Source organism: Pedobacter cryoconitis (assembly GCF_014207135.1).
Taxonomy (GTDB): Bacteria; Bacteroidota; Bacteroidia; order Sphingobacteriales; family Sphingobacteriaceae; genus Pedobacter; species Pedobacter cryoconitis_D.
The window spans coordinates 303,347-315,888 of record NZ_JACHCC010000007.1 but is presented as its reverse complement, the minus strand read 5'-3'; the positions used below and the strand labels follow the sequence as shown (position 1 = coordinate 315,888).

At 40.9% G+C, this 12,542-nt stretch carries 8 protein-coding genes; 7 read left to right on the top strand and 1 reads right to left on the bottom strand.

The genetic code is table 11. The features are described 5' to 3' along the window. Positions 1 to 69 precede the first annotated feature (69 nt). The 7 genes from HDF25_RS14805 to HDF25_RS14775 all read left to right on the top strand — a co-directional run bounded on the left by HDF25_RS14805 (position 70) and on the right by HDF25_RS14775 (position 9,562). Positions 70 to 924 carry a molecular chaperone gene (locus tag HDF25_RS14805; protein ID WP_184626034.1) on the top strand — a complete coding sequence of 285 codons (855 nt, stop codon included), beginning with the start codon at positions 70 to 72 and terminating at the stop codon, positions 922 to 924. A gap of 16 nt (positions 925 to 940) precedes the next feature. Next, positions 941 to 2,173 (top strand): hypothetical protein, encoded by a 1,233-nt coding sequence (locus HDF25_RS14800; protein WP_184626032.1) that lies wholly within the window; start codon positions 941 to 943, stop codon positions 2,171 to 2,173. 38 nt (positions 2,174 to 2,211) lie between these two features. Further along, entirely contained in the window at positions 2,212 to 3,618 is a 1,407-nt protein-coding gene (locus tag HDF25_RS14795) for a beta strand repeat-containing protein (protein WP_184626030.1), read from the top strand. Positions 3,619 to 3,644: 26 nt separating this feature from the next. Beyond that, positions 3,645 to 5,390: a T9SS type A sorting domain-containing protein gene (locus HDF25_RS14790; protein ID WP_184626028.1), complete on the top strand. Its 1,746-nt coding sequence runs from the start codon at positions 3,645 to 3,647 to the stop codon at positions 5,388 to 5,390. After that, positions 5,390 to 5,917 carry a DUF4402 domain-containing protein gene (locus HDF25_RS14785; protein WP_184626026.1) on the top strand — a complete coding sequence of 176 codons (528 nt, stop codon included), beginning with the start codon at positions 5,390 to 5,392 and terminating at the stop codon, positions 5,915 to 5,917. The genes HDF25_RS14790 and HDF25_RS14785 overlap by 1 nt, the downstream gene beginning before the upstream one ends. A 14-nt stretch (positions 5,918 to 5,931) precedes the next feature. After that, the gene (locus HDF25_RS14780; RefSeq protein ID WP_184626024.1) at positions 5,932 to 8,904 is read left to right on the top strand and encodes a hypothetical protein; all 2,973 of its coding nucleotides are present in this window, start codon (positions 5,932 to 5,934) and stop codon (positions 8,902 to 8,904) included. Between the two features lie 145 nt (positions 8,905 to 9,049). Further along, entirely contained in the window at positions 9,050 to 9,562 is a 513-nt protein-coding gene (locus HDF25_RS14775; RefSeq protein ID WP_184626022.1) for a DUF4402 domain-containing protein, read from the top strand. Positions 9,563 to 10,465: 903 nt separating this feature from the next. On the opposite strand, the gene HDF25_RS14770 is transcribed toward HDF25_RS14775, so the two are convergent. Continuing rightward, positions 10,466 to 12,535 carry a DEAD/DEAH box helicase gene (locus HDF25_RS14770; RefSeq protein ID WP_221450913.1) on the bottom strand — a complete coding sequence of 690 codons (2,070 nt, stop codon included), beginning with the start codon at positions 12,533 to 12,535 and terminating at the stop codon, positions 10,466 to 10,468. Positions 12,536 to 12,542: the final 7 nt, after the last annotated feature.

Genomic DNA, 12,542 nt, shown 5'->3' with positions numbered 1-12,542 from the left:
TTTTGCGTCTTTTTCACTTCTAATTTAATATTTGATTGCCAATTGTTAAATATTTAAGCAAACTACAGTATGATCAAAAAACAATTATTATTTAAGCATTTTGTTTTTTCGTTGCTATTGACATATATCTTTATCTCTTCTACCAACGCAAAGGCACAGGGAAATTTATTAATCATGCCAAGGCGTGTAGTTTTTGAAAATACAAAAAGAACTCAGGAACTTAATCTGGCCAATACTGGTAAGGATACGGCCAGGTACGTAATATCTGTAGTACAATACAGAATGAAGGAGGATGGTAATTTTGAAGCCATTACCGAGCCTGATACAGGGCAAAATTTCGCGGATAAAAACTTTCGTTTTTTTCCACGTAATGTAGTCCTTGCTCCTAATGAGGCTCAGGTTGTAAAAGTACAGGTAACCAATACCAGCCAGCTAAAACCAGGTGAATACAGGTCTCATTTATACTTCAGGGCAGTGCCTAATGAAAAACCACTCGGTGAAAAAGACACAGTAAAGAACACTACCACTATAACGGTGAAATTAACCGCTGTATTTGGTATTTCTATCCCAATCATTATCAGAAATGGTGAGTCGACTACCGAAACAAGTCTGTCTGATCTATCTATTCAAACAGAAGAAAATAATAAATCAGTATTAAAAATGACCCTCAACCGGACTGGGAACATGTCTGTTTATGGAGATATTAAAGTAACTTATATATCTCCAAATGGCACTGTCACTCCCGTTGGTCTTGTAAATGGCGTTTCTGTTTATACACCCAATACCTTGCGTAAATTTCAGCTTAACCTGGATGCTGCCCCTGAAGTTAATTACCACACGGGTAAATTACATATCATATACGCGGCACAAGCAGATGCTCCTAAACAAGTGAAGTTTGCTGAGGGGGAGTTAATCCTTAAATAATATAAATAGGATACTTATGAGAAAACTGACTTTTTTGATTGTATTAATTTTCTTTTTCAGTCGGGTTTTTTCACAAACTGTAGTGGTAACTGATGATGCCACCTATACTACAGGAAACGCCTCTTCCGTATTAGATGTAAAATCTGTCCTGAAAGGATTTTTAGCCCCCAGAATGACGCAGGCACAACGCACGGCTATTTCAACTCCAGCTGACGGCCTGCTGGTGTATCAGACTGATGGAACAAAGGGATTTTACTTTTATAACGGCACCTCTTCGTCCTGGGTATTGTTTGTATCTGGCAGTGGAACAACCTGGTCAACAGTGGGCAATAGCGGTACAAGTGCTATCACTAATTTTCTGGGCACAACAGACAATGTAAATTTAAAGATGCGTACCAATAATATCCAGCGTATGTTAGTGGATAGTTTGGGTAGCGTTGGAATTGGCTCAGCGCCCATATTTACAGCAAGTCCGTCACGGGAAAGACTTCTTGTTGACGGGGGATCTACATCAGGGAATCCTACAACTTCATTCAATATAATTGCAGGTAAAGGATATATCGATAACTACCTGCAATTAAATATTCAAAACATGTCTCCCACAGCAAATGCCAGTTCGGATGTGGTTGCAAGTAATGATGCGGCTACCGAAACGGTAAACTATATTGATCTGGGTATCAATTCAAGTGCTAACACCGCAGCTGGTATCATAGCCGGCGCCAGCAATGCCTACTTATATAGCACTGGTAATGACTTTGCGATTGGAAATGCCACAGCTGCAAAAAACTTACTGCTTTTTACCGGAGGTACGGCCAGTACTAATGAGCGTATGCGCATTAATTCAACCGGAAACGTCGGTATTGGCAAAACACCATTATTTAAATTTGATGTAAAAGGCAGAGGTAGCTTTGACAGTACTGTTGTAGCTCCTAATTACGCCTCCGCTTTACAAACACTATCTTCAGGAACTATTACCTGGGACCAGACTAAAGGAGCCACAGCAACTGTTACACTAACAGGTAACAGTACATTAACAATCACAAATGCAATAGCTGGTATGTATGGTTTGATCAAAGTCAAACAGGATGCCACAGGATCAAGGACACTGACTTTACCCACAGGGTCTAAGGTTATTAATGGAGGCGGTGGCCTTGTTACACTGACCACAACAGCGAATGCGATTGATGTCCTTTCTTACTTTTATGATGGGACCAACTATTTCTGGACAATAGGGTACAACTATAACTGACCCTCAAAGATAAAGGTATGCTTAAGATTGTTTACATAATGATTATCCTATTCTACTGTACATCTGTTTTAGCTCAAAGCGAGCAGCAACAATTCTGGGCACTGAACGGGTCAGCAACAGCTTTTACCTGGGACAATACCATTAGCAATAACCGGATAGACAACGGTACCGGTACATGGGATAACAGCACTAAAAACTGGAGCTTCAATAACGGTATCACCAATTTAATCTGGCGGTCTGGTGCTTCAGCCATTTTTGGTGGTAATCTCGGCACTGCCGCAGCCGGAACAATTACCGTATCGGGTACCCAATCGGCACAATCCTTATTATTTAACCCCGCCGCCAGTGGAAACTTCACCCTAACCGGGGGAACAATAACCAATAACACCGGTAACATCATTGCCAATGCCAGTGCAACCATTAACAGCGTTCTGGCCGGAACAAATGGCTTAACACTAACCGGAACAGGTACCGTAACTTTGGGAGGTACCAATACATACACCGGAACTACCACTGTCAGTTCCGGCACATTACTTTTAGCCTATGGATCTGCAGGCGTTACGCCTACTTTAACTACTCCGGTTATCATTGCTTCCGGTGCTACATTAGCATCGAATACTGCTTCGCTTAATGTAAATATTTCCGGTGCAATATCCGGAGCCGGGACACTAAGTTTAAGTGGTGCCGGAACTCAATCCTTACGGCTATATGGAAATAACAGTGGATTTACAGGGAATTTCTCAGAACCATCAGTCTCCCGTGGGGTGATGTGGTCGGATAATGCGGGTACAGGCAATGCAGCAAATACAGGCAGTGCAGCGGCAACCTGGGACCTTAGCGGTTCATTCGGATTTATCGAAACTAGTGCGGCAGCAACCCCAACCGTCCAGTTAGGGGGATTATCAGGGTCTACTTCCGGTACCTCCATAGGTGGTTTTAGTGGGTCAGGGCTGAAAACTTTTCAGGTCGGAGCATTAAATACCAGTACTACCTATGCAGGTTCCATTCAGGATAATCCGCAAACAACCGGCAGTCCTACTATTGCATTCATAAAAGTAGGGAGTGGTACGCTTACACTTACGAGTAATGCTAATACGTATACAGGAGCCACCACAGTCAATGCAGGTACACTTGCATTCTCCGCCGCTGTTCCATCAAGTAACACCTGGAATATAGCTGTTAATGCTACCGCTGCACCCTCTTCCACAAATTCAGGATTAATGACAATACCATCTTTTTTAAGCCTGGCCGGAAAAACAGTAAATATCGTACTCACTGGTGCAAGTACCGGTTTTACCTGGACTGCAATGACCTTTCCAGGATTACTAACCTTGATTGGCCCGACCTTGAAAATCAATGGAGCAACGGTTACAAGTGGCGTTGCCAGTGGTGGAACAACAGTAACATTCAATGCATTATCGGGTACGTTAACAGTAAAAAGATAAAGATTCAGCGCAAAGAGATCAGTATAATGAGAGCTAATATCTATTTAACGATTACGAGTATATTTTCGCTGCTCATCCCGGTCTCTCTATTCGGACAAGGGATGACGATCTCATCTGGTGCCTATGTCATTGCAAACAATGGCAATTTAATAACCTACCAGAATTTCACCAATAACGGCTCCTTTACTCAAAATGGAGGTTCAGTTATCTTTGCAGGTACAACTCAAACCCTTAACGGCACCACCAATACAACCTTTACCCAGGTTAATATTAATACCGGAAGCACTACCACAGTTGGCAGCAGTCAGCAAATCGGAGGCATATTATTAAGTAACGGTTCACTAAATGCGAATGGTAATCTTACGCTATTATCAACAGCAACACAAACCTCACTGATTGATGGCACGGGCACCGGTAGTGTTACAGGCAATTTAACCATGCAACGTTATCTCGCCGCCGGTTTTGGTTACAAATATTTTAGTTCCCCCTTTACAGCTGCCACAGTCAACGCTTTTTCGAGTACTGTAAACCTTGCAGCAGCATTCCCAAATTTCTATACTTATATAGAGAACCAGCCCAGTTCGGGCTGGACCAATTATTCCACCACTACAAATGTACTTAACCCATTACAAGGTTATGCCGCTGATTTTGGCGCATTAACCGCTCAAAAACTGGTCACCATAACCGGTGTAGTTAATAACGGCTCACTTTCTGCCACCCTCTATAATCATAATCAACCCTATACTCTGGGTTTTAATCTGGTAGGTAACCCCTATCCTTCTCCCATTGACTGGAACGCAAGCAGCGGCTGGACAAAAACCAATGTTGACAATGCGATATACTATTTTGATTCGGGTTCAACCAGTCAATATACAGGTACATACAGCAGTTATATTAACAATGTCTCAAGCGATGGAATTGCCAATAATGTGATTGCATCTATGCAGGGTTTCTTTGTACATGTAAGTAGTGGCAGCTATCCTGTTACAGCTACACTGGCAATGACTAATGCAGTCAGGGTAAATAACCTGTCACCCGTATTTCATAAGACGTCTTCTTTAAATGACCCCTCTTTTGCAAAACCACGCATCTTACTGAGGTTAAGTGCGGGTTATGCCGGCAGTCCAAGTTCATCTGATCCGCTTGTGGTCTATACTGAGGAGATTGCAACTACAGGGTTTGATTCTAAACTGGATGCTATTAAACTGATGAATACCAGTGATCAGGCCCCTAATTTATATAGTATTGCTACAGATGCTACAAAATTAGCCATCAACGCCTTGCCTTCAATTGATACAAACACAGTAATTCCATTAGTGCTGAATATTAATCAAGGAGGGTTAATTGACTTTACCCTGCGAACGCTGGAGAATCTTCCACTTGAATTACACGCTTATTTAAGCGACGCTAAAACAGGCACCAATCAGCTACTGGAAGAAAATAAGACATCCAGTATCCAGCTTTCTTCCGGAGATTACAACAATCGTTTTTCAATCAGGTTTAAACCACTTAAAACAGCTATCAATCCGAATTCCAGTAACGATATTTTCAATGTCTATGGCGCTAATGGCAAATTAACAGTTTATATCCATCTGGAAAATGAGCAAAAAGGAGATTTAGTACTGGTCAATTTATTGGGTCAGATATTATCCCGTCAAAAGCTGAATGGCAATGGCACTTATGAAATTGACGCAAATGTTGCCAGCGGGATTTACATAGTAAGTTTTATTTCTTCAAGCAGTATTCATTCGAAAAAATTATTTCTTAACTAATGTCTAGAAACAACAAAATGGCTTTAAAACAACAGTTGCTTACCAAAATAGGGAGTGTACTGGCCCTGCTTTTATGCACGCTGAATATATATGCTCAGGAGAAACCACCCAGACCTATCATCATCTATGTTAATCCTGCACAGGGGCTAAGTTTTGGGGCATTTGCCCAGAGTGGTTCAGGAGGAACTGTCATCATTTCCTCAAATGGCTCCAGATCAGTTACCGGAAGTGTGATCCAGGTCAATCTGGGTTTTTCCTATTCGGCCGCAATCTTCCAGGTAGATGCAGAACCTGGTACATTGATTACCATCAGCAATGGTCCTGATATTACTTTGAGTGGCAGTAACGGTGGCTCAATGAGTATGCATATTGGTTCATCCAGTCTGGGCTCTCCATTCGTCGCAACAGCAGTATCACCAAGCCGTACAAATTTAACCATAGGCGGGACCTTAACTGTAGGTACTTCGCCAGCTAACCCCCCTGGTAATTACAGTGGTACTTTTTCGGTAACTTTTATACAGAATTAAATCAACCTTCAGCTGTGCTTAAAAAAAATCCTGAACTTCATCATTTTCTGGTCCCGCTGAAAAGAATAGCCATAATCATATTGCTTATGCAGTTATTTTTCTCTTTGCGTAGCATGGCGCAATCACAAGCCGATTTTGAAGAGGTTTCAGTTTATTTAAACGTACAGCGCATAGGCACTATAGAAGTTTCTTCTCTTATCCATGACCAGACAGCTTACCTTCCTGTAAGTGATATTTTTGACTTTTTAAAAATAGTTAATTCTCCTTCAGCAACCCGTGATTCGATCAGTGGTTTTTTCATCAATCAGCCAGATACCTACCTGATAGACAAAACCCATAATCTCATCAGATATAAGGACAAGATTTATAATCTCAAACCTGAAGATCTAATTAAAACACCCACCAGTCTGTACTTAAATTCAGAATACCTGGGTAAAATTTTTGGTCTGTATTGTACATTCAGTTTTCGCAATCTATCGGTTTTATTAAACACTTCACTCGAATTACCCATTATGCGTGAGATGCGCCAGGCGGAGATGCGGAACAACCTCAGTCACCTGAAAGGTGAAGTCAAGGTTGACTCTACCATCAGGAGAACATATCCTGCCTTTCATCTAGGCATGGCCGATTGGTCTGTAGTGAATACCCAGGACAAACAATTAGGTTCTGATACAAGAGTTGTCCTTGGACTGGGTGGAATAGTTGCAGGTGGAGAAACCAACGTCTCCATAAATTATCATAGTACTCAGCCCCTGCAGGAAAGAGATCAGTATTATTTATGGCGGTTTGCCAATAATGACAACCCCGTGTTTAAACAAATTCTGGCTGGTAAGATTTTCGGACAGGCAACTTCTTCAATTTATGCCCCGATTGTAGGTATGCAGGTAACCAATGCCCCGACAACTTACAGACGTTCATTTGGCACCTATACTTTAAGTAATACCACTCAACCCAACTGGATAGTGGAACTCTATGTAAACAATACATTAATTAGCTATGTCCGGTCAGATGCGTCTGGTTATTACACCTTTGAAGTTCCATTGGTTTATGGTAGTTCACTCGTCAAATTAAAGTTTTATGGCCCGGCCGGAGAGGAACGGACAAGTGAGCAAAATATCAGTGTTCCATTTAATTTTTTACCAAAGGATGAATTCGAATATACTGCCAGTGCTGGTATAGTAGAAGACGGCATGAGGTCCCGTTATTCCCGTTTGAGTGCCAATTACGGTCTTACCAGGACACTAACTATCGGGGGAGGAACTGAATACCTGTCCTCAGTTACATCTGGTACAACTATGCCCTTTATCAATTCATCCGCCAGGTTATTCAGTAACCTGCTGCTTTCAGGAGAATATACTTATGGTGTGCGCACCAAAGGAATACTGACCTACAGAATGCCATCTGGAATACAGTTCGAACTCAATGACACCTGGTACAAACAAGGACAAAACGCTATAAATAACACTTTTACAGAAGAACGGAAAGCTATTATATCCGCTCCGTTCAGGGGGAAAATTTTTTCTGGCTATACCAGGATTACACTTGACCAGATCACGCTGCCTACAACCAAATATACCACTACCGAATGGTTGGTTTCTGGCGTCATATGGAACCTGAATGCAAATATCAATACTTATGCACTTTTTGCTGAACAAACTTCACCATATGTTTACACTACCTTTTCTGTAGCCGCAATAGTTTTGAAGAATCTCCGTTTCACGCAACAAGTACAATATGAATACAGTTCAGGTAAATTTATTGGTTTCAAAGAGGAAATTGAAAGCAGAGTTTTCAAAAAAGGCTATTTAAATCTTTCCTATGAGAAAATCGTAGCCAGTCACATTGAAAATATCGAATTGGGAATCCGGTATGATTTTTCATTCGCACAAACCAGCGCATCTGTACGTAAAACCAATGACAATTACCGGTTTCTTCAATCTGCCAGTGGTAGCCTGATCTATGATCATCCGACAAAATACCTGGGTTTAACCAATCATACCAGTGTAGGAAAAGGTGGAATAACTATCATTCCCTATCTGGATCTGAATTATAATGGTCAGAGAGATCCGGGTGAACCCAGAGCCGAGGGACTTAAACTGCAGAGCTATGGAGGACGTATTGAGCAGAATACCAGGGACACCACTATCCGAATAACTGACCTGGAACCTTATGTGAATTATATACTGCAACTAGACCCTACCAGCTTTGATAATATTTCATGGCAGCTGCTCAAACATAATTTCAGTATAGCTATTGATCCAAACAAGATCAAGATTGTAGAAATTCCTGTCACAGTAGTTGCCGAAGCATCAGGAAGAGTCAATATAAAAAGCAATAAAGAACTCAAAGGGCAAGGCCGTATCATCATCAATTTTTATAAGAAAAATGAGAATAAAGTAGCCTTCCGTACAATTAGTGAAGGTGATGGCTATTTCAGCTATCTGGGATTAACTCCGGGCGATTATACTGTCCGGATAGACACAGCTCAGTTAATAAAACTGAATTTAAAATCAATACCCGAAATTTTAAATTTCAATGTTAAAAAGAGCAGGGAAGGCGCTGTTGTTGATGGATTGGATTTTTCACTTGCAGCCAATGATACAACCCTTAAAAATCAAAAAGAATCTACACATTCTCTCCCTAAAAATGTCCCCGTTAATGAAGAAAAAAACATTCCTCTGGCAAAAGAGAAGCCTGAGGAAAAACCTCAGCCGGAGTTTGACATTACCTTACAGGTAGCCCATCTTTCTTATCATAAGGCTAAAGCAGCCCAGGATTACCTCGTAGCTGAATTTAATTATACTGTAGTGATCAAGCCTTCCACCCATCAGCATTACAATGTAATAGTGACTGGTGTGGATGATATACAAGCGGCAAAAAACATAGTCCGTAAAATAAAACATAAGGGGTTCCCTGATGCATTCATTTTTGCCCGGAGAAGACCTCCCTTAAAAGAAATTCCAGAAAAGGTATTACCTACACAATAAACCTGTTGATATTTGTCATATTCCATTACATCCATCAACTAAGGACAGCTTATACATTAAAAAATCCGTAACTTAACACTATCTTCTTTTTTTATTCTGTCGTTATCTTCCTGCAGCGCACGTATTGTATCTAAAATAACCGATCATGAAAAATCTATTAACCTCCGCCAGCATTACTTTTACACTATTGTTTTTAATTACAGCCTCAGCTTTTGCTCAGGCTACAGCAACAGCTAATGCATCTGCAACTATTGTTACACCGATCAGTATCACCAATACAGTTGACATGAATTTTGGTAACGTGGCAGTAAATGCATCTGCCGGTACAGTTATCTTAACTCCGGCAGGTGTCAGAAGTTCAACGGGCGGAGTAACCCTTCCGGCAACAGCGGGAACCGTAACCGCAGCATCATTCACTGTAAATGGCCAGGGGGCATATACTTACGCCATTACACTTCCATCATCTGCACTGACCATTGCAAGCGGCGCTAATACCATGACAGTCAGCACATTCACCAGCACTCCATCGGTAACAGGTACTTTAACTGCGGGTACGCAAACACTTAATGTAGGTGCAACTTTAAATGTAGGTGGCAGCCAGGTAGCAGGCGTCTATACTTCTGCTTCTCCTTTCAGTGTAACTGTTAACTATAACTAAAGCTTTAAACAATTTCGATTGTGTATCTGATTCAGCACAAACTGCTTTATTCCTTTGGACTGATCTTATAAGTAAGAAATCCAAGTTCCTTATCCTGGCAGGAAATAGGTTTCAGGGTTGAAAACAAAAAAGCCTTAGATTTCTCTAAGGCTTTCAGTGCTCCCTTTCGAACTGAACTCAAAAAAATTTATTGATGATTTAAGGAAAATTGCACGAATTAGTGAGTTGGTTACCCAGGAACCCCTTAGTAGAGATTTTCCGTTAAAATATAAGCGAACCTGGAAAAAGAAAAAGAATGAAAAATAGCTTACACAGTGAAATTTGGCAGATAATTATCTTATCCAAGCACCAAACAACTCAGATCAAATGATGCAGTTGCAGTCTCTATTGGGGTATTTGTATGTGTATAAAAACACGCATTTATCTCTACTAGAGATGTGCAAAAAACAGAGTTTATCTCTAGTAGAGTAAATGCGCATTAATCACTGTTCCAATGAAACTATAGTCGTACTTATGACTTTGGAAAATGACATAGCATAACTTCAATGGAATGATCTTTTGGAATCATCAGGCAGTTTAAATTCATAGCTCAATGAATGATCGTAGGTATCTTTCACATGGCGGTGAAAATGAGGATGATCTTTGCGATTAGTAATTGTAGAATTACAATGCATAGAATGAAATAGTTGTTCGTTAACACCTTGTGTGGATTTGAACATCATGGTCGATATCGATGTCCAAAAAATCCAACTCATACCCACAAAGTACCCTTCGCCTAATCAACCAGATCGGTAGAGCAGGTTTCAGATATATAGCCTAGCGTTGCAGACGGTCATATTTGCATCATTGACCTGATCCCCTCGGCTGTCGCCAAAGCCCATTACCAAATTGACTACTGAAGAGTTATTCAAATTCAACAACGACCAGACTGACTCTATCCAAAAAATCACGAGCCCCGTAGAAATCAAAATATTTATCATTTAATAAACGACACTTCAACTGCAAGGGCAAAAAATGTCCCCACTTGGAAAACTCCATTATCGAAGGTTTGGTTAACACTATGTTCTCAAGGTGAAAATCAATATCTTCTAATATCTGAATTGCTTCTGCGATAAAACTAAGCAGCTCCGCTTTTCCACCGGTGAACGTAAAACTACTAGTTTGTTCCAGATAATTACTTTCCTGACCAATCAGGTCAAATAAAAAATGTAAGCTTTTATTAACCCGGGTGCCATGGAAAGTATATAGCTGTATTGTGCCTTCCTTTAATAGTGCGGGTCGGTCATCCTCGAGACTTTCAATCCTATAATTTCTAAACTCCGAGCGGAATTCTCTGAGGATGTCGATTGAAGTTTCATCCAGTTCAGTTATTTCCTCAGATTCAAGCAGTAATTGAAGCATCCGCTCCCTGATCTTCGGGTGCAAATCAGCCCCTGAACCAGAGAATATTGGCTTCTTACCATCTTTAGCAGGAATAACCGAAATCTTTTTAGCCTTATGGTCTACCTCGATAATCTTCCAAATACGAGCTGCAAGCAACAGATTTTCATCCTCATTGAGCTGCGGCGAGAAAGGAATTTCGCCGATAGGCTTATCATAATTTAAGACTTTATAAGTCGGTTCAGTCTTGAAGACACTGTAAAAATCTTTATTGTTTACCACCCATTCTCCTTCAACACCAATGATAAGCTCTCCTCCAATCAATTCAAGTAGATCTTTTTCGAGCAGTTGTGTTAAAATAGCATCAAAGTCCTGCTCTGCAACCTGGTCAAAGGCATAATTTTCCCGCACTCGTTCCCAAAGCATCGCCCTTGTACAACTAGATAACTGCTTTACATAGGCCAGCATTTGATGCAATAAGATATCAAATGGCTGCCGAACCACATTCACTGGCTCAATAAAACCTTCTTTATACAAATCAAAGCAGGCGAGCGACTGCAGCAAATTCCATTTATCAGTAGCATAAAACAATAGTTTGCTCACTTCACCATCCCGCCTGCCACTTCTGCCAATGCGTTGAATCAAAGAAGAGATAGAATAGGTCGCGTCAACCTGAACCACCTTATCAACCGAACCTATATCAATGCCAAGCTCCAGGGTAGAAGTGCAGGAAATCGCAAACGGGAAACGGACATTGGTCTTGGCAAAATGTTCAATATATTCACGGAGCTCTTTATCAATAGATGAATGATGGGAAAAATAATTTGCATGCCCATTTACTTTGTCTGAAATCTTTTTCAGCTTGACTGCTATTTCCTCTGCACGGCCACGACTATTGGGAAATATCAGCACTTTGTTTGCCATAGTATTCAAGTACAAATCTTTCATTAATGCTAGCGGCAAATCAGCGGCTTCCATTTTGAAATATTTGAAATTCGCCTCCATCTCCTTGGCTGTTCTATCTAAAAGAACTTTAGTATGATCAGGATCTCCTGTCATCTTTTTAGCTTCAGTATAGTCACCGATCGTTGCAGAAAGTCCAACTACTACAAATTTGTCAGTATTTAAATACTGTAATCTTGAAAGGATTGATTTTAGCTGAATACCCCGGTCTGCACCAATGAAAGAATGAATCTCATCAATAACCACATATTTTAAACCTGAAAATAGCGTATTCGCATTATAAGGTGCATTAACCAGCATTGCCTCCAAAGACTCCGGAGTAATTAAAAGCACTCCATTCGGATTTTTCACCAGATTCTTTTTCCTTGCCTGGCTGGCCTCGCCGTGCCATTTAGTTACGCTGACATCCAAATAAGCACAAAGATCTTCAATCCTTGTGAACTGATCATTGATTAAAGCTATCAGGGGTGAAATATATAATACCTGGACACTTGGCTGAGTAAAATCAACTTTGGAAAGAATCGGCAAAAAAGCCGCCTCGGTTTTCCCGGATGCGGTTCTGGAAGCGAGTATCAAGTTCAGCGGAGTGGTCATGATCTTTTCTATCGCCGCCGCCTGGATGGGACGCAATGATTCC

Excerpts from the sequence above, each read along its gene's own strand:
- HDF25_RS14785 (WP_184626026.1), top strand. The coding sequence starts at position 5,390 with ATGTCTAGAAACAACAAAATGGCTTTAAAACAACAGTTGCTTACCAAA.
- HDF25_RS14790 (WP_184626028.1), top strand. The coding sequence starts at position 3,645 with ATGAGAGCTAATATCTATTTAACGATTACGAGTATATTTTCGCTGCTC.
- HDF25_RS14800 (WP_184626032.1), top strand. The coding sequence starts at position 941 with ATGAGAAAACTGACTTTTTTGATTGTATTAATTTTCTTTTTCAGTCGG.
- HDF25_RS14805 (WP_184626034.1), top strand. The coding sequence starts at position 70 with ATGATCAAAAAACAATTATTATTTAAGCATTTTGTTTTTTCGTTGCTA.
- HDF25_RS14775 (WP_184626022.1), top strand. The coding sequence starts at position 9,050 with ATGAAAAATCTATTAACCTCCGCCAGCATTACTTTTACACTATTGTTT.
- HDF25_RS14795 (WP_184626030.1), top strand. The coding sequence starts at position 2,212 with ATGATTATCCTATTCTACTGTACATCTGTTTTAGCTCAAAGCGAGCAG.